Below are 17,836 nucleotides of genomic sequence, written 5' to 3'. Positions count from 1 at the left end.
AGCCATCAGTATACATCGGATTATTGGGAAATTATCCACTCAAGAAAGAAAAGATTCCGTTTTTCATCTGGTTACATATATATTGGTTTATACAACCGGAAATTACTCAATGAAAACAAATCTATCTAAATATGATAACTCTTGGTATGATCCAGGAGCTGGTCTTGTCAAAAGGACGCTTTGGTTTATAGTCAATGTAGTATTCTTTCAATGTCCTTTGAATCCATTTTCTTCTTTGAAAGTTTTTTTACTACGACTATTTGGAGCGAAAATAGGAAAAAACGTATGTATAAAGCCTTCTGTAAATATAAAATATCCATGGCGATTATTTGTGGGTAGTAATGTTTGGATAGGAGAAAGTGTATGGATTGATAATTTAGCTGATGTTGTGATAGAAGACAATGTTTGTATTTCACAAGGAGTAATGTTACTTTGTGGGAATCATAATTATAAAAAAGAAACATTTGATTTGATGATTGGTAAAATCATAATAAAGAAAGGAGCTTGGGTTGGAGCTCGTAGTATAGTTTGTTCCGGTATTATATTTAATGAAGGAGCAATATTAACAGTCGGTTCTGTTGCCAATAGAAACTTGGAAGAATATGCTATTTATCAAGGTATACCAGCAGTTAAGATTCGAAATAGAAATATCAATTAATGTAATCAAAAATCATTTATTCACCTTTTAGATATAGGTTGTGGAGATGGTTATTTTCTACATTAAATCAATTTATTTAATTCTAATTCAAAAATGAAAACAGCATTAGTCTGTGGCGCCGGTGAATTTATCGGTAGCCATATGGTGAAGTGCCTCAGAAAAGGGGGCTATTGGGTGAAAGGTGTCGACTTGAAATATCCGGAATTCGGACAGGTAGAATAGTGGATATTATTTGAAATGAAGATATATTGTATCTCTCAGGTTTACTGGCCTGACAATGTAGCTGTTGCTCAACATTTATATGATTTATTAAAATTATTATCAACCCGTGGGCATGAGGTAACCATCATCACCAGCCGTCACAATTACGAACATCCGGAGATTATCTACCCGGCTCGTGAGTGCTGTGAGCGGGTTCATATTCACCGTCTGCCGAACACTGGATTCGGCAAGCAAACGAAACTTGGGCGGCTGGTTGATTTTCTTAGTTTCAATTTTCTGATTGCCTGGAAATTACTTTTCATTGGCCGCAAATCGTGCGATGTGATGATTGGTCTGACCAGTCCGCCTTTGCTTTCGTATATCGGGATCAAGATTGCGCGGATGAAAAAGATGCGTTTTGTCTATTGGACGATGGATCTGCAACCGGAACTCTCTGTAGTGGCCGGATATATGAAAGAGGGTTCTTCGATGGCACAGACGATTCAGAAGCGGGGGGATTATATCTTTCGACATGCGGACAGGATAATCGTATTGGATAAGTATATGAAGGAGCATATTTGCCGCCGTCTTCATTTGGACAGGAAAGGGATCGATGTGATTCCGGTCTGGCCGGTGATGGAGTCGGTATATGAAAGGAAGCGGGAGGATAACCCGTTCCGTCAGGAGAATGGTTTCGGTGACCGTATCGTGATCATGTATTCCGGCAATCATTCGGTGATGCATCCGTTGACGACGCTGTTGGAGACTGCTGTCCGGCTGAGTGATGACAAGCGTTTCCTGTTTGTTCATATCGGTGGCGGAGTACGTTTGCAGGAAGTCCGCGAATATAAGGAAGAGTATGGATTGGATAATGTCATGATCCTTCCTTACCAGCCGCGTGAACGGATTCATTTGTCGTTGGGTTCGGCCGATATCCAGGTTGTTTCGTTGGGAGAGGGATGTGTCGGATATACGCATCCGAATAAGGTCTATGGGGCTATGTTTATCGGCAAACCGATTCTCTATATCGGTCCGGAGAAGTCGCATATCAGTGATATCCTGAATGTCTGTAAAGGAAACATGGCTGTCTGTCATGATGAATCGGAACTGTTGGCGGAAAAACTTTTTGCTTTTGCAGAACTTTCAGAAAGTCAAAAGAACGCAATCGGATTGTGTAACAAAACTTTTGCCGAACAGCATTTTCATCCAGATGTATTATTAGATCAGATGATACGGGTGGTAGAGTCGGTTGGGGAATTATGAATAATCCATTCGAAAAATTAGTTAAGATGTCTCCAGAGGAACTGCTGAGTGCAACAAAAAAGATGTTGGAGGATAAGGAAGCATGGAAAGAATGCGTCCAAAAGAAAGAATCTTTTTCAACCCTGGAGAATAGAGGTATGAAATTGATGAAAGTTAAATAAGTTATTTTATATCAAACTATAAACCTTAATTATTATGTTTCCTATTATTAATATTGATGAAATTAATCTGTCTGCACCTTATTTCGTATATGCATCATTTATTTGTAGGAAAGATCATCCTTCATTGAAAATCATGCTAGCAACATTTATTGATTTTCAAAAAAAGAATTCAAAGACTTTTGAAGGAGGGGATAGTGATAAGGTCATAGGTTGGGTCGGTGATAGGGTCGGTGATAAATTGTCTGAAACGCAGAAAAGAATATTGAACTTAATGCAACAAAATCCGTCCGTATCGGCTCAAAGTTTGTCAGAAGAAATAGGTATTTCAAAGAGAAAGATAGAAGAGAATATCCGGACTTTGAGGGAAAGAAGTAAAATTGTGCGAGTCGGAAATGCTAAATCCGGTCATTGGGAGGTTTTGGATTAACTAATACACAAAAAGTCTGTTATCCCCTCCATTTCAGAGAAGATAACAGATTTCAAACGATCAAACCTCCGTCTCTTCATCTTTCCATTCCTCTTCCGGATAATACTGGTCGATGATAATGAAAAACAGATGATATTTACATAAGATATGACGTATCCAGCGTTCGCTCACCAATAGCATCTCACTGATTCGGGAGATGTCCCGGTCGGTAATCCCGGAGACATCCATGCTTTCGGCATGTTTTCGGTAAGCCTTCAACAGACAGTCATAGATGGCATATCCGGTCGCTTTGTTGCGGCGGATCATGCGTTGGTAATTTTCTTCGTAACTCATGCTGTGAATAATTTGTACAGACCGCCGATCAGTCCCGCCGCCATCAGGCTGTAACCGGCAATGTCTATGGGTTCAACACGTTGTTTGGTTCCCCAGTCGCCCTGGTTGAGAGCGAGAGTATCGCTCCGATAGCCGTCAGCGTCACTTCCGTCTGCTCCATCAGCAGAGACAGTAGGGTGATCGCCATCAGGAAGAGGACGAGGATAGGGATGGGGACAAGGGCAGTCACCGGCTGCCGACTTTTGCCTGCGGGGAAAGATGATCCGGGCAAGGCTGGTGAGGAAGTTGAAAATGGTTTCAAGAACATTCATGTTAATTGAAAATTATAAATTGAAAATTAATGGTCACTGATTAATGGAATTATCGTACCTTTGTCAAATAACCAAATAAAAAGTATTGTCTTATGAAAAAATTGAAAGAATACTCAATTAAGAATGAAGTACCTTCGGTTAAGGAACCGGAGATAACATATCAACGAAGCGATTCTTCAGAAACATATCCTGTTATACTTTTGGAAGAAGCGTTAAAGACTGGAATGTACTTGGAAGAATCCAGACGGTTAATCCTTGAACGAATTCATAAAGACTTTCATAGATAATTGTCATCTGTCATGAAAGTCGTTGTTAAATGGAGAAACTGGGGAGCCTTATGTTTATGTCCATGATGCTTGTCATAGCTATTTGTATAAAGAATAAATTAATTGACTATCATCCTTTCGATCGTCCGGCAAATCGACACCAGCATCCTCTGATAAGCAGCACGGTTGTCACCATTCACTTCGCTGATGTATTTACTGTAAGCAATCTCTTTGGCATAAGCCGAAGGATGGGCACTGAGTGAAGCGGCCACCGGATAAGCGGTGTGGATCAGACGGGCGAAGTCCATAAAACTGTCTTCCGCTGATTCGTAGGTGCGGAACCATAAGGAAGTATGGCCGCTGTTTTCTGAAAGATCGGTCTTTTCGCCTTTCCAGAAAGCGTTGGGACGTCCGTAGGCGGTGATGCCGAAGAAGTTATGATGCTCCTTTGCCAGTGTACTTTCTCCCCAGCCGGTTTCGATGGCCGATTGGGCAAGGATGACGATCGGATTGATTCCGAAACATTCCCCCGCCTTTTGGGCGGGGAAAAGATACTGTTTAATGTATTCCTGTTTTACCATAGTGAATGATTGTTTAATTAGCACATTGGCAAATTATTTTACTCGATTTCCGGACGGTCACTGCCACCGCCCTGGCCTTCTTCCGGTTTGCTTTCCGTACCGGGGATATTGTATTTTTCGAAACTGGCATTACGGATGGTATCCGTCAACATCGTACCTGGATAGAAAACGATATGTGCCCGGTGGAACAGAGAGGTATTGAAATCCTTTTCCGTAGAAGATCCTTTGCTGCCGGCAACCATCCGGAAGCTGCCGAAATCGCCCAGATGGATCGATTCTCCGTCGGCCAGCGATTCATTCATGACGGACAAGAGTCCGTCGAGTACCAGCAGGATATCACCGCGGCTGGCAGTGCTGTATTTGCTGATACGGCTGCAAATACGGTTCAGGCCGACCTTTTTGGTGATGCTGGTCTGTGCATAGTAAAGTTCGGCCCCTTCGGCCGCATCCTTACTCATGTCTCTTCTTTTGACAAGTCTGAATTTTAATGGCATGGGAAATAATTATTTAATGTGGATAATATGCCAATGTGCCAATGAAAAAACTTTTCCGGCATTTTGGCAGTTAGTTGGTTATCGATAACATTACAAAGGTAATTACTGCGGAAAAGTGCCTGCCGGATAGAAGCAGATAGCGGTGGTTAGGTGAGAATAAAGGTGGTTATTATTTATCGGAAAAAGAGCTGATAACCGCCGTTGAAAGGTAGGTGTTTTAACGGCAAAACATATATGGTTTGCGAACGAAACATATATGTTTTGTAAAAGGAAAAAGAGGGTATTTCACAAGAATAGAGACCGGAATTACGATTTAAAATCAGAAAATTATGAATACAAATAAAATAAATCGTATAGTGAATAATTTAATTGAAGTTTTAAAAAAACAATCAGGGCGATAACTGGAAATCATTTGTCGTTGGAGTCTTTGTCAAATTGGCTTGAAACGCAGCCGGATAAAGGACGCTATGTGATGTTGTTGGCGTGGCTCCTGGGAGAACCTGCTATAAAGCAACATACAACCTGGGAGGTGTTAAGAAAACGTTTTAATAAACATCATCGGGATGATATTCTGGAATATTGCGAAATTGATGCCTGCCGTTTGTTGATCGAACGTATCGTGGTGAACGATCCGGATTTATTTATTGCTTATATCTCGGCCATGCTCCGTTGCAAAATAATAGACGGAACGTATGAAAAGACAGCTGACCGTATCGACCTTGTTTTTCGTACCGGCAGGGAAATCAGTACCATTTGCAACCATCTGAGCGAAGCGGATGATGTGTATTTTGACATTTGTGAAGCGGTTAGAGAGACGAAAAAGAAGTACAAGAAAAATTGAAGTGACAGGAATATTGTTTAAACGGTTGTAATCGAGGAATTTATAATTGAGAAATGCCCTCAAGATATATTTTTCAAGGCGAGTAGTAATGGCTAAATTTGTATCAGAACGTTAGGGTATTATTTCATTTGCGAAAAAATGATGGAAATTACGAATTATAAATTCTAAATAAGAAAGATAGTTCTAACTATATTAAAAGAGAGGCATCCGGATACGTATAGAGTCTACATACGGTACTGCTTCTGGATTATGACTATCAAGTTTTAGCGCAAATAGTAATCTCATAACGGGGCAAATATTAATTTTCTTTAAATGTGATTATTATGAGCGTAAAACAAACGAAAGAAAACCCGGAGGCATTGTGGATGGGAAAGTCTTTTATGAAGATGCCTCGAAAAGTGTTGGCGCTGTCGGTCAGTGCCAGTAAGAAAGAACGTCACCTAGCCCGTATCTACATGGCATTGGCAACGATGAGTTATTTCAAACCCGGATTTATGAAACTGGGACGTATCCAATACGTTTGCCATGTAGGGGAATATTTTTGTACTTATCAGTTCCTGGCTGATCGTACTGATATCAGTGTCGGTTCGGTGGGGTATTATCTGAGAAAGTTGGCTCGTGAACGATTGATCGAATATGGTCCTGTGGCGGGAGGCACAAAAATCAAGATTTGTAATTATAATTATTTTTCGGGACAGATAACGGAGAATACAGATAACAACGGGAACGATATTTCTGCCGCTCAGGCAATGGCTGCTGCCGAACGGGCGATGGGAGGTCGCAGTAAACAATTTTCACCCAAAGGAAAGGGAGGCGAAGCATGAAAGAAGATGTTGACGAACAGAAAGATCTGACTTTAGCAGAGGTGGAGAGCACGTTGGTGTGTTGCCTGCTGACCAGTGTGGATGCTCCGGGCCTGGTGTCGACATTGCTGCATAAGGAAATGTTTTCGGATGCAGCGCTGGGATTTGTTTTCCAGGCGGTAATGAATTTGTATGAACAGGGTGTGCAACCGGATATGGTGTCGGTCGAAACGGAGATGCGGCGGATGGATGAAGCTCGCTGGAAGGAGCTGAACGGATTGTCGTTCCTGCTGACGGCGATGCTGAATGTGCGCCATGGCGGAAATGTGCAGCATTATGCTCAGGAGATAAAGCGCCAGTATATGTTACGTTGCCTGGCACAGTTGTTTGTCCTGCTGAATATTAAGAGCAGTTGTTTTGATGCTGACCTGGAGGCCGTTATTTCGGAAGCGGAAGATTCGCTGCTGAAACTGCGGGGGGAAGTGGCCGGCAGTGAACCGATACGTCCGGTGGGTGTCCTGGCTGCCGAAGCGGTTGCCTGGCACCGGGAGCGGTTGGATGGTTCGTACGACCGGAATCGCATACGGAGCGGGTTGGCTGAGTTCGATTATGTCACCGGTGGTTTTCATAAAGGGGAACTTTCTGTCTTGGCGGGTCATTCGAGCGATGGTAAGACTGCTGTCGCCCTGCATATTGCTGTCCAGGCGGCCCGTGCCGGGAAACATGTCTGCCTTTTCAGTCTGGAGATGTCGAACCTGCAAATGCTGAACCGCATCCTGGCGGGTGTGACGGATGTCGATCCGGACCATCTGCGTATCTCGGGACTGACGGTCCACGAACTGGAGGTGCTCGAAAAGGCCGGAAAGCAGTTGGAGCATCTGCCGTTGTATATTGATTACAAGGCTTGTAACACCCTGTCGGATATCCGTTCGAAGGTCATGCTGAAAAGCAAGAAGGGCGAATGTGATTTCGTGATCCTCGACTACCTGCATCTGCTGAGCAGTATCCGTCAGAAAAACGAAACGCAGGAACAGGTAGTGGGACGTAACATAACGGCCCTGAAACAGTTGGCTCTGGATGCCGACTGCCCGATGCTTGTCGTTTCGCAGGTGAACCGTGCCAGCGACCAGCGTGTCGACAAGGCGCATATTCCGGTGATGAGCGACCTGCGTGATTCGGGAACCATCGAACAGGTGGCTGATTGTGTATTTTTTGTCTATCGCCCGGAGCGTTACGGTATCGTCAAGGACGAACGTACAGGGGAAGACCTTAAAGGAGTAGGCAAACTCTATATCGTTAAAAACCGAAACGGTGCGACCGGCATTGCCCGTTTCCGTTATAATGCTTCGTACACTAAAATAACGGATTATTAATACCCGGAACGAAATGGCACAATATAATATCGATCAGATAAAACGGTCGGTCCGCCTGGAAGAGGTGGCCGGACTTTACGTCAAACTGTCACGTCGGGGGAAGTTGTTTATCGGACTTTGTCCGTTCCATGCTGACCATCATCCGTCGTTGACCGTCGATCCGCAAAAGCAGACTTTCACCTGTTATGCCTGTGGCGAACATGGGGATGTGATTGCTTTTGTACAGAAAGCGGAGAAATGTAGTTTTGCGGAAGCGGTGGAGAAGTTGTCGCCGGTGACATCGTTGCCAATGACACACCCCCTGCCCCCTCTCGAGAGGGGAAAAGTTACTCCCGGCGCTATAAACGAAAAAACGGAATGTCCGATGGTATCTCCTTCCCCTCTTGAGAGGGGGCAGGGGGTGTGTTATCTTACCGTCCAAAAGAACAATCAATTTCTCCAGGCCCTCTTGCCTTATGCTTGCGGTGATTCGGACTTGACGCCTGCTTATCTGGATTTTGAGGTGGGTGTTTCGCCGGGTATGGTGCCGAAGGAATGGTATAAGATGCGGAACCATGTCATTTTCCCGCTCCGTGATGAGATGGGAGGGTTGATAGGTTTTGCCGCGCGGAAACAACCGGACGGGGATCCGGATGAACCGAAATATAGAAACACGTCGGTGGAAGAGGGGTATCGGAAAAGTGAGAACCTGTATGCCTTGAATCTGGCGAAAGAGGCGATCCGGCAGGATGGTTTTGCATTTGTGGTGGAGGGGTATAAGGATGCCATAGCCATGCATGCGGCGGGTTTCAGGAATACAGTAGCTTTGTGTGGGACGGCTATGTGTGACGGACATGTCGCGTTGCTGAAAAAATATACTTCGCAGGTGACTGTCTTGCTGGACGGGGATCGGGCGGGTGAGAAGGGGTCGACTGAAGCTGTAGCGATTCTTCGCCGGGAAGGTCTCTGGGCTGTCAAGGGACAATTGCCTGCGGGTGAAGATCCGGATTCGCTCTTTCGCCTTTGGGGAAAGGAGGCTTTTGTCTCTTTTATCCGCGGGTTACGGAAACAATTGCTGTCATCGGAAGAGGTCGCCTTATTCAACCGGATAAGCAGACAGGTGCAACTACTGCTGCAAAAGCATAATGCCGGGGAACGAAAAGTTTTGCTCAGTGATTTGACAAAGATGTTTGCTTATCGGACAGGTTTGTCGCTTCGTGACGGCCATCCGGCTACATTAGATTGGAGGTGGCTATGAAAGAGGATCAGAAAAATAAGAAGCCGGATAGGGACGAAGAGGAGGAGAAATGGAAGAACCGTAGTTTCGGTTGGCTTGAACTAGGTATCCTGTACAGTCCGATGATAACACCGGCGGCAGCTTCCCGCCGTTTGAAAGCCTGGGTATTGGCAAACAAGGTCCTGGTCTCTCTTTTGAAAACCGCCGGTTGGAATCGCAAGCAACGTGTCATGACACCGAAACAGGTGGAATGTATAGTAGAAATATTGGGAAGACCTTAATGATAGTAATATGCCAATATGGTAATGTGTCAATCAAAAACAAATGAAATTAATATCAAACTTACTTCTTTGGGGAGGCATTTTAGTGCTTCCCCTTAACTCTTATGCTCAGTTATCGAAAGGGCTGAGTTACCGGGCGGAAACCGGTGTCAGCTTTAGCGGGGGAGAGCATACTCCTTTCTGGCTGACGGCAAACAAGCAGGGACTTTCGTCCATTGAAAAAAATAATGGGTATCTGCGTGCCGGGGTCTTCCGGGAGTTGGAAAACGATAAACGCTTCTCGTATGCTTTCGGAGCGGATTTGGCTGTAGCTTATAATTTTACATCGACTTTTGTGGTGCAACAATTGTATGCGGATCTGAAATACCGTTGCCTGGGATTGAGTATCGGAAGCAAGGAGCGGCATAGCGAGTTCAATAATCCGTTGCTGAGTAGCGGCGGCTTGACATTTTCGGGAAATGCGCGTCCGGTTCCGCAGGTTCGTATCGGTATTCCTGAATATACGCTTGTTCCGGGGACAAAAGGTTGGTTGGCTTTCAAAGGACATATGGCTTATGGTCTGTTTACGGATGACGGCTGGCAAAAAGACTTTGTGGCTCCGGGAGGTAAACATACGGAACATGTACTGTATCATTCTAAGGATTTGTATGTGAAGATCGGTAACCGGGAGAAGTTTCCTTTGATCTTTGAAGGAGGTCTTGAGATGGCTGCCCAGTTTGGGGGGAATGCGTTAAGAGGAAGTGAAAAGATTGATATGCCAAACGGGATAAAGGATTTCTTTAAGGTGTTTATTCCGAGCGGAGGGAGTAGTGACACTCCGCTTGGGGAACAGACGAATATTTATGGAAACCATTTAGGAAGTTGGAATTTTTCTTTAACGTGGTATGCACCAAAAGATTGGAAAATCCGTCCTTATTACGAACATTATTTTGAAGATCATTCGCAGATGTTTGGTGAATATGGCTGGAAAGACTGTCTGGCAGGAGTGGAAATAACGTTTCCCAAGAATCGGGTGATCGGTAGTTTGGTTTACGAATATATCTCAACGAAGGACCAGTCCGGTCCTGTTTATTGGGATCATACATCGGAGATACCTGAACAGGTGAGTGGTTCGGATAATTATTATAATCATGGCATTTATACCGGTTGGCAGCATTGGGGAATGGGAATCGGGAATCCGCTAGTCATGTCTCCGATCTATAATGCAGATGGTGATATAAGTTTTAAAAGTTCGCGTATGCAAGGACATCATTTCGGGATCATGGGTACTCCTGTCAACGATTTGCGATATCGTATTTTATTCTCGTTTACCCGTAATTGGGGAACTTATAGCTTACCTTTTTATGAGATCAAAAAGAATGGAAATGTATTGGTGGAATTAACTTATACGCCCCATCAATTAAAAGGCTGGGATTTTACAGGATCGCTAGGTGTTGACAGAGGCGGGATGTTGGGTAAAAGTGCCGGTGGAATGCTAACAATCAGAAAAACAGGATGGATACGATGAGTTCTATGAATACGATGAAAAGATATATAATAGCGGTGTTGCTGACCCTGATAGTCAGTTCCTGCGGAAAAATGCCGATCAACGGAGACCTGGATGGTCGCTGGCAGATCATGAAAATAGCATATGCGTCGGGAGAGGAAGAGATGCCGGAGCGGGCTTACTACAGTGTTGCTTTGCATACAATCAATCTGATGAAGGTTGATGTAACCAGTCAGACCGGTAATATGGAATATACCGGAGATTCATTGTTTGTAGTCATGCCGGTCAGTAAAGTTGAAGATTTATTACCATTCGGGATAAACGGAACGGAGCAACGTTTCGGAGTCAAAGAATTAACATCAAAGCATCTGGTCCTGCAATCGGATTATGCCCGATTGGAGTTTAGGAAGTTTTGATTCAGAATTTATCAGATATGAGTGTTTGTTTATAGCAACTGGTTGTAACTGCCTCCCCTCTCGAGAGGGGAGCCAGTTACAACCAGTCACTAAACCGATAGTTCAATTATTTCTAAAATCGAAATAACAACAAAACAAATAACAATATGAATAACGTAATCAGAAATGTATTACTGGGGGGATTACTGTGCTTGTCGGTTCCGCTTGCGGCACAGGTACCCCAGGATTTGATTGACAAGGCGAAAGCCGCCGGTATGACGGATGACCAGATCCGTCAGGAGATGAATAAACGAATGGGGCAGTCCGGAGCGGAACAGACTGCACGTACGGCATCGGATGTTGTGGTAACAGACCGTACGGTCACGGTTCCGGATGGAAAAGGGATACCTCCTTTGGATGCTCAGCGGGAAGCCAATCGTCCGGCGGGAGATTTAAGTGGTACGGTGTTCGGCCGTGAAATATTCTCGAACAAGAACCTGTCCTTTGAACCGGATCTGAATGTACCGACTCCCAAAGGATATGTCTTATCTGCCGGAGACGAATTGCTGATCAATGTCTGGGGAGATTCGGAATTGAACCTGAAACTGAAAGTTTCTCCTGAAGGAACAATTCTTATCCCTAACCTGGGTCCGGTATCTGTGAGCGGACTGACTATTGAAACAGCCGAAAGCCGTATCCGACAGGAACTGGGGCGGATCATGTCTACTTTGTCGGGAGATACAGATGGAGCCAATACGTTCGTATCAGTCAGTCTGAGCCAGATACGCAGCATCAAGGTTAATATTGTAGGTGAAGTCGTTGCTCCGGGAACCTATACACTTCCATCGTTTGCAACTTTGTTTAATGCATTGTATGCAGCAGGAGGTGTAAATGAGATCGGTTCGCTTCGCGGAATAAAAGTATACCGCAACAGTAAGGAAGTCGCTAAACTGGATGTATATGATTATCTCCTGAATGGCAAGTACAATACGAATATCCGTCTGGAAGAAAATGATATGGTGATCGTTTCCCCTTATGACCAGCTGGCTGTGGTTCGTGGAAAAGTAAAACGTAACCGCATTTTCGAAATGAAAAAAGGCGAAACACTCTCACAACTGTTGAACATGGCCGGAGGCTTTACCGGGGATGCTTATAAGAAAGATGTCCGTGTTAAACGAAAAGCCGGAAGCCGCTATCAGATAGCTACTGTTACGGAAGATAAATATCCTACTTTTGCGATGATGGATGGCGATTCTTTGTTGGTGGATTCTGTGATCCCCTTCTACGAAAACCGTCTGACAGTGACAGGGGCGGTCTGGCGTCCGGGAGAATATGAGTTGAATGGGGCGGTACATACCGTAAAAGAATTGGTCAACCAGGCAGCGGGTTTGAAAGGGGATGAGTTTGCCGGTCGTGCCCAGATCACCCGTTTGAATCCGGATTTCACAACGACTGTTATAGCCGTAGACATTCGTGGCATTCTCAGTGGCACATCTCCGGATATAGAACTTAAACCGGAAGACCAATTGAACATTCCATCCCTGTTTGACCTTCGCGAACCTTATACGATCAAAGTAAGTGGAGCGGTAAATTACATTGATACGGTTCTTCCTTACCGGAACAACTTAACCGTTGAAGATGCCATTATGATGGCCGGCGGATTAAAGGAATCGGCTGCAACGGTCAATGTGGAAGTAGCCCGAAGGATTAAGGATACAAAGACTTACGAGAATACCAACCGTACGGCCGAAGTATTCAATTTTGCATTGAACGATAATTTAGGCTTGATCTCTACGGATGGAAAGAAAAGCGATACGGTCTTTACATTGGAACCGTTCGATGAAGTGTATGTGCGTTTCTCACCGGGTTATCAGGAACAACAGGTGGTAAAGGTAAATGGTGAAATCACTTTCTCCGGTGATTATGTTCTGGCCGAAAAGAACTCCCGTCTGAGTGATATCATCACTAAAGCCGGAGGAATAACTCCTGATGCCTATGTAAAAGGAGCAAGTCTGAAACGCCAGTTGACAGAAGATGAGATGCGCCGCCTGGAAACTCTGCTGCAACTGAGTTCCAATAAACAGAGCCGCGATTCGGTTGCCTTGTCACTGGAAAACATTAAGGATTATTCAGTAGGCATCGACCTGGAAAAGGCTTTGGCAAATCCGGGGAGTGCCCACGATGTGGTATTGCGTGACGGAGATGCGCTTTATATCCCACAATTACAAAGTACGGTTAAAATAAACGGCGCCGTAACTTATCCAAACAGCGTAACCTATACGAAAGGGATGTCCGTGGGAGATTGTTTATCGCAAGCCGGTGGCTATAATGATATTGCCCGGAAATATCCGATCGTAATCTATATGAACGGAAAGGTGGCAACGACAAAGAAAAGCTTTATCTTCTTCAAACGTTATCCGAAGGTAGAGCCCGGATGTGAAATTGTCGTTCCGACCAAGACACAGCGTGATCGTAAAACCAGTCTGGCGGAGGTACTGAGCATAGCTAGTTCAACCACTTCGATGGCAGCCATGGTTACCTCTATCATTAATACAATGAAATAATTTTCAATTTTCAATCTTCAATTTTCAATCTTCAATTTTCAATTAACAAAGTGGATATGAATCAAATGAATACCCCTGAGACAGACAATGTGCAGGAGATAGACTTGGTAGAATTGGCTAAACGGCTATGGGGGGAACGTAAGTTCCTGTTCAAATGCTGCGGAATCGCGATAGTTGTAGGATTGGTGGTCGCTTTCAGCATACCAAAAGAATATAGTACAACGGTAAAGTTGGCACCCGAAACGTCTGATCCATCCAAAAAGATGGGGAACTTGGGTGGATTGGCAGCCATGGCAGGGATTAACCTGAACAGTTCTTCGGGAGCGGATGCCATCTCTCCGGACCTGTATCCGGATGTGGTGCAGAGTATTCCTTTTCTGTTGGAGTTGTTTCCGGTACAGGTTGAGAGTGAAAAAGGAGATTACTCATCGACATTGTACGCATATATGAATGAGGATCAGAAAAGTGCGTGGTGGAGTTATGTAGTACAGGCTCCGTTCAAACTGTTGGGTGTTGTGAAAGATTTATTCTCAAAGGAAGAGGAAAAGAACAGTATGGAGTTATCTTCTTTTCATCTAACAAAAGAGCAGTCTGATGTGATAGAGGATTTGCAGGAGCGCATTTCTGCCTCTGTAGATAAAAAGACATTGGTAATCACTGTCTCCGTTCAGATGCAGGACCCATTGATCTCAGCGAATATCACTCAAATTGTATTGGAAAAACTTCAGGGATACATCACAAATTACCGAACCCAGAAGGTAAAGCAGGACCTTGAATTCACAGAGAAAGTATTCAGCGAAGCCCGTGAGTCCTACTACAAAGCACAACATGCCTATGCGGCTTTTGAGGATGCCAACAAGAATATTATCTCTGCCAGCTACCGTACGGAACAGGAACGTTTAAAGAATGAAATGACATTGACCTTCAATGTTTATAATACATTGGCTCAGAAGTTGGAACAGGATAAACTCCGTGTACAGGAACAGACACCGGTATATACAATAATACAACCCGCCACGGTTCCCTTAAAAGCAGCTTCTCCCAAGAAACCGCTGATCCTGATTGGATTTGTATTCCTTGCCATATTCGGTGGAATCGGTTATCTGTTTATCAAAGACCTTTTCAATACAGATTCTTATGCTTAAATCTTTTGTATTGAAGTTTTCTTGCCTTTTACAATATAGCTACAATTTTCCTGATATTGGCAAGTCTTTCAGCAAAGGATTTATCGGATTTTGCTACTTGTAAGTTGTAGTCGGATTGTATTTTGAGCAATGGTTCGGGATCAATACCTAAGGCGGCTTCAAACAAAAGCGCATATTCTGTTGAAATGGCGCGCTTACCGTTTAATATTTCATTAAGCAACGTAGGAGAAATGCCCATTTGGGCAGCAAGCTTTCTTTGTGGAATGCCCCGATATTCAATTTCATCTTTCAATATTTCACCCGGGTGTATCGGTTCGGCCGGGGTCAGATTGTTAGCTATCATTTTGGGATCAACGCCTTTCAATGTAATCATAACGGCTTTTATTTGTAATGGTTTGACAATTCGATTATATTACATACGGTAACAATTGGCTCTTCCATTGATTCTTTTATGGTAAATTCGATTCGGTATTTATCATTTACCCTTATAGATGAAAGTCCCTTTTTATCTCCTATCAGCATTTCATAATTTAGTGAATTGTATTTTGCTAGAGATGTAATATCTGGTACGCTTTTCATCAATTGAACACATTTGTGATAGCGTCTTACAATATCAGGTTGATAACGATGTTTTTTGTCATTCGTTGTTCCTTTTTCGTAAAGCTCCTGCAAATATGCTTCTTCAAATGTAACAACCATATTGTTTCGTATTTTATGCAAAGATAACATTTTCTTTTAGTATTCACAAATATGTGAATTTAAATTCTCAATGTCACTCTGCGATCTTTATCATTCTTATCATTATTTTGTCACTGAAGAATCCGGCTGTCTGCTGGTAGGATTTAGGGAGGATTCCGTTACTTTCATTGTGAAAGAGGTATGGAATAAGGAACCTGTCGGTTTGCCGGAAGTGGACAGGCTGTATACTGAAATGCAGCGAATCGGAGAAATGTGCGGCTGCAACCAGTTCCGGATCTTGGCTCATGGCGGTTATCTGCCGGAGGCACTTTCCTTTGAACTGCACGGACTGACAGTCTCGGATGAAAGCTATCTGAGAAGTCTGGAGACGGGAAAGCATATTGAACTCTTTTCACATAATGAAGCGGCTTACCGGGCCATAGAGGAAGGATTCAAAACAAACAGGATCGGAGCCGTTGTACAGGCTACCGGTACAGGGAAATCCTACCTGATTGCCCGCTATATCGTCAGTCATTCGGAAGATGATATAGTGGTTATCGCTCCCAACGTTACGATTATCGCTGAGATCAAAAAAGCTATCGGCAGGACAATGCTGCATGTGACCTACCGGACTTTCCAGGCATTAGTTCTGAATCGCGGAACAGTCGGTGAACTCAAAGCGGATCATATTATTATCGACGAGTTCCATCATTTCGGAGCGGAGGTATGGGGAAAGGCTGTACAGGAAGTAATAGATAACAATCCGGAGGCCCGTGTACTGGGAATGTCGGCCACTCCAATACGTCCCGAAGAAATGCTCGATACGGTAGAGGTCTATTTCAAGGGAAACCTGTTCCATGAACTGTCTTTGTCTATGGCCTGGTATTATAAGATACTGCCTGTTCCGGTTTTGGTGCAGAGCGTATTCGATCTGAATAACCAGCTGGATAAGGTACAGCGTATGCTGAACAGGAGCGACTGTACATCTGAAAGGCGCAAGCGTATTCAGGATAAAATAGATTTTGCCCGACTGGATTTTCGCGGCTCGTTGAGTGCATCGGAACTGATCCGGCGTTATCTTCCGAAAGAGGTAAAGAAAATGCTTGTTTTCTGTAAAGACAAGGAAGACCTTCAGCATATGATTCCCGAAGTATCGAACTGGCTCGGGCAGGCAGGCTTTGAAACGGAAACATTCGAGATTCATAACGGGCTGAGTAACCGGGAGAATGAAAAGACGTTGCGTCGTTTCCGTAAGGAAACGGGAAAACTGCATGTCCTTTTCTCTATAAATATGTTGATCGAAGGATTGCATGTGGAAGGAGTAGATGCCGCCATGTTCCTGCGTCGGACGGAGTCGTATGTGGTTGCCTTGCAACAGTTGGGCCGTTGCCTGAAAGCCGGTTCGGATCGGCATCCGGTAGTGCTTGACTTTGTCAATAACCTTTCGGGGCGTTCTGTTTATGAGGCTATGTCAAGGGAGTTGGTTTATCATCCGGCGATTCGTGCCCCAAAGAGCTTTAAAGGCTTTATGGAGTTTGAGGTAACTGGATTCCTGTCCGATATCCGTGCCCGTGTGGATGATATGCTGGCGGAACTGGATGCATGGCCTGTGATGTATGAGCGACTGATCGAATATAAAGAACGTGAAGGGCGCTGGCCGCAGGCAGCCGAAGGAAAGTTGGGAAACTGGTGCAACACCCAGCGGATTGCCCGGAAGAAAGGGACGTTGTCGGAAGATTATATCTCACAGCTGGACCGGATCGGTTTTGAATGGGAGGTACAGGACAGTCGCTGGATGAACTGCTTTGAAGAACTGAAAACATTTATAACCGTAGAACACCGTTGTCCCAAACGCGGCGAAAACAAACTGAATACCTGGTGCAACACCCAACGGCAGGCACGAAAGAAAGGTATCCTTTCCAATGAAAGGATCCGGTTGCTCGATTCGATCGGCTTCTGGTGGGAACAGGATCTGGATTCGCTCTGGGCGGAGAACTGGCAGCAGGTACTTACTTACTACAAAAAACACAACCGCTGGCCCAAAAGCAATGAAGGTAAAGCCGGCAGCTGGTGTAACACCCAGCGTAAGAACCGGAAACAAGGTTTACTTTCGGCTGAACGCATCGCCCGGATGGATGCCGAAGGTTTTATCTGGACTATCGATGATGTCTGGATGGAAAACTATGAAAAACTACAACAATTCTTCTCTGAAAATAACCGCTGGCCAACCGCCCGTGAGAACAAGCTGGGCAGTTGGTGCTTCGTTCAGCGCAGAGCCTTGAAAAAAGGCGAACTCTCCTCTGATCGTAGGAGTCTGCTGGATAAGATTTCTTTCCCCTGGAGTTTGAGGTAAATTTTC

The 17,836-nt window shown here is 44.4% G+C and carries 22 protein-coding genes; 16 read left to right on the top strand and 6 right to left on the bottom strand.

Going from position 1 to position 17,836, the window contains the following annotated elements:
• The first annotated feature begins 109 nt into the window (after nucleotides 1-109).
• The 5 genes from K6V26_RS11475 to K6V26_RS11465 all read left to right on the top strand — a co-directional run bounded on the left by K6V26_RS11475 (nucleotide 110) and on the right by K6V26_RS11465 (nucleotide 2,710).
• Nucleotides 110-658 carry a WcaF family extracellular polysaccharide biosynthesis acetyltransferase gene (locus tag K6V26_RS11475; protein WP_224265397.1) on the top strand — a complete coding sequence of 183 codons (549 nt, stop codon included), beginning with the start codon at nucleotides 110-112 and terminating at the stop codon, nucleotides 656-658.
• A 93-nt stretch (nucleotides 659-751) separates the two neighbouring features.
• The gene (locus K6V26_RS28550) at nucleotides 752-880 is read left to right on the top strand and encodes a hypothetical protein (RefSeq protein WP_010802849.1); all 129 of its coding nucleotides are present in this window, start codon (nucleotides 752-754) and stop codon (nucleotides 878-880) included.
• 15 nt (nucleotides 881-895) lie between these two features.
• On the top strand, nucleotides 896-2,122 hold the full coding sequence (locus K6V26_RS11470; protein WP_224265396.1) for a glycosyltransferase family 4 protein: 1,227 nt from the start codon (nucleotides 896-898) through the stop codon (nucleotides 2,120-2,122).
• 26 nt (nucleotides 2,123-2,148) lie between these two features.
• Complete coding sequence (locus tag K6V26_RS28545; RefSeq protein WP_262905166.1) at nucleotides 2,149-2,283, top strand: hypothetical protein; 135 nt, start codon at nucleotides 2,149-2,151, stop codon at nucleotides 2,281-2,283.
• Nucleotides 2,284-2,317: 34 nt separating this feature from the next.
• On the top strand, nucleotides 2,318-2,710 hold the full coding sequence (locus K6V26_RS11465; protein WP_224265395.1) for a winged helix-turn-helix domain-containing protein: 393 nt from the start codon (nucleotides 2,318-2,320) through the stop codon (nucleotides 2,708-2,710).
• A gap of 60 nt (nucleotides 2,711-2,770) precedes the next feature.
• On the opposite strand, the gene K6V26_RS11460 is transcribed toward K6V26_RS11465, so the two are convergent.
• Together K6V26_RS11460 and K6V26_RS11455 are read right to left on the bottom strand one after the other, a co-directional pair.
• Nucleotides 2,771-3,043: a hypothetical protein gene (locus K6V26_RS11460; RefSeq protein WP_224265394.1), complete on the bottom strand. Its 273-nt coding sequence runs from the start codon at nucleotides 3,041-3,043 to the stop codon at nucleotides 2,771-2,773.
• The gene (locus K6V26_RS11455; RefSeq protein WP_224265393.1) at nucleotides 3,040-3,354 is read right to left on the bottom strand and encodes a hypothetical protein; all 315 of its coding nucleotides are present in this window, start codon (nucleotides 3,352-3,354) and stop codon (nucleotides 3,040-3,042) included. The genes K6V26_RS11460 and K6V26_RS11455 overlap by 4 nt, the downstream gene beginning before the upstream one ends.
• 92 nt (nucleotides 3,355-3,446) lie before the next feature.
• Here K6V26_RS11455 and K6V26_RS11450 point away from each other — a divergent pair, with 92 nt between their 5' ends.
• Nucleotides 3,447-3,641, top strand: coding sequence for a hypothetical protein (locus K6V26_RS11450; RefSeq protein ID WP_224265392.1), 195 nt, complete (start codon nucleotides 3,447-3,449; stop codon nucleotides 3,639-3,641).
• A 98-nt stretch (nucleotides 3,642-3,739) separates the two neighbouring features.
• Here the strand turns inward: K6V26_RS11450 and K6V26_RS11445 are convergent, their stop codons facing one another.
• Nucleotides 3,740-4,201, bottom strand: coding sequence for a glucosaminidase domain-containing protein (locus K6V26_RS11445; protein ID WP_224265391.1), 462 nt, complete (start codon nucleotides 4,199-4,201; stop codon nucleotides 3,740-3,742).
• Between the two features lie 38 nt (nucleotides 4,202-4,239).
• Nucleotides 4,240-4,695, bottom strand: coding sequence for an HU family DNA-binding protein (locus tag K6V26_RS11440; protein WP_224265390.1), 456 nt, complete (start codon nucleotides 4,693-4,695; stop codon nucleotides 4,240-4,242).
• 427 nt (nucleotides 4,696-5,122) lie between these two features.
• Between K6V26_RS11440 and K6V26_RS11435 the strand changes: the two genes are divergently transcribed.
• From K6V26_RS11435 to K6V26_RS11395, 9 genes are all read left to right on the top strand, one after another.
• The gene (locus K6V26_RS11435) at nucleotides 5,123-5,536 is read left to right on the top strand and encodes a hypothetical protein (RefSeq protein ID WP_147452901.1); all 414 of its coding nucleotides are present in this window, start codon (nucleotides 5,123-5,125) and stop codon (nucleotides 5,534-5,536) included.
• A 323-nt stretch (nucleotides 5,537-5,859) separates the two neighbouring features.
• On the top strand, nucleotides 5,860-6,360 hold the full coding sequence (locus K6V26_RS11430) for a hypothetical protein (protein ID WP_224265389.1): 501 nt from the start codon (nucleotides 5,860-5,862) through the stop codon (nucleotides 6,358-6,360).
• Entirely contained in the window at nucleotides 6,357-7,712 is a 1,356-nt protein-coding gene (locus tag K6V26_RS11425; protein ID WP_224265388.1) for a replicative DNA helicase, read from the top strand. Before K6V26_RS11430 ends, K6V26_RS11425 begins: the two co-directional genes overlap by 4 nt.
• Nucleotides 7,713-7,725: 13 nt before the next feature.
• Nucleotides 7,726-8,949 (top strand): CHC2 zinc finger domain-containing protein, encoded by a 1,224-nt coding sequence (locus K6V26_RS11420; protein ID WP_224265387.1) that lies wholly within the window; start codon nucleotides 7,726-7,728, stop codon nucleotides 8,947-8,949.
• Nucleotides 8,946-9,209 (top strand): DUF4248 domain-containing protein, encoded by a 264-nt coding sequence (locus K6V26_RS11415; protein WP_224265386.1) that lies wholly within the window; start codon nucleotides 8,946-8,948, stop codon nucleotides 9,207-9,209. Before K6V26_RS11420 ends, K6V26_RS11415 begins: the two co-directional genes overlap by 4 nt.
• Nucleotides 9,210-9,252: 43 nt before the next feature.
• Nucleotides 9,253-10,716: a capsule assembly Wzi family protein gene (locus tag K6V26_RS11410; protein WP_224265385.1), complete on the top strand. Its 1,464-nt coding sequence runs from the start codon at nucleotides 9,253-9,255 to the stop codon at nucleotides 10,714-10,716.
• Entirely contained in the window at nucleotides 10,704-11,111 is a 408-nt protein-coding gene (locus tag K6V26_RS11405) for a lipocalin-like domain-containing protein (RefSeq protein ID WP_224265384.1), read from the top strand. Before K6V26_RS11410 ends, K6V26_RS11405 begins: the two co-directional genes overlap by 13 nt.
• A gap of 146 nt (nucleotides 11,112-11,257) precedes the next feature.
• A complete protein-coding gene (locus K6V26_RS11400) occupies nucleotides 11,258-13,654 on the top strand; it encodes an SLBB domain-containing protein (protein WP_224265383.1) in 2,397 nt (798 codons plus the stop codon).
• A 56-nt stretch (nucleotides 13,655-13,710) separates the two neighbouring features.
• Nucleotides 13,711-14,799 (top strand): Wzz/FepE/Etk N-terminal domain-containing protein, encoded by a 1,089-nt coding sequence (locus tag K6V26_RS11395; protein ID WP_224265382.1) that lies wholly within the window; start codon nucleotides 13,711-13,713, stop codon nucleotides 14,797-14,799.
• 28 nt (nucleotides 14,800-14,827) lie between these two features.
• Here the strand turns inward: K6V26_RS11395 and K6V26_RS11390 are convergent, their stop codons facing one another.
• Together K6V26_RS11390 and K6V26_RS11385 are read right to left on the bottom strand one after the other, a co-directional pair.
• A complete protein-coding gene (locus tag K6V26_RS11390; protein ID WP_224265381.1) occupies nucleotides 14,828-15,172 on the bottom strand; it encodes a HigA family addiction module antitoxin in 345 nt (114 codons plus the stop codon).
• A gap of 8 nt (nucleotides 15,173-15,180) precedes the next feature.
• Nucleotides 15,181-15,498: a type II toxin-antitoxin system RelE/ParE family toxin gene (locus tag K6V26_RS11385; RefSeq protein WP_224265380.1), complete on the bottom strand. Its 318-nt coding sequence runs from the start codon at nucleotides 15,496-15,498 to the stop codon at nucleotides 15,181-15,183.
• Between the two features lie 70 nt (nucleotides 15,499-15,568).
• Here K6V26_RS11385 and K6V26_RS11380 point away from each other — a divergent pair, with 70 nt between their 5' ends.
• Nucleotides 15,569-17,830 carry a Helicase associated domain protein gene (locus K6V26_RS11380; RefSeq protein WP_224265379.1) on the top strand — a complete coding sequence of 754 codons (2,262 nt, stop codon included), beginning with the start codon at nucleotides 15,569-15,571 and terminating at the stop codon, nucleotides 17,828-17,830.
• Nucleotides 17,831-17,836: the final 6 nt, after the last annotated feature.

This window comes from Parabacteroides goldsteinii (assembly GCF_020091425.1).
GTDB lineage: Bacteria > Bacteroidota > Bacteroidia > Bacteroidales > Tannerellaceae > Parabacteroides > Parabacteroides goldsteinii.
Note: the sequence above shows the minus strand (reverse complement) of the source record. Positions and strands in the feature narration are given on the sequence as shown.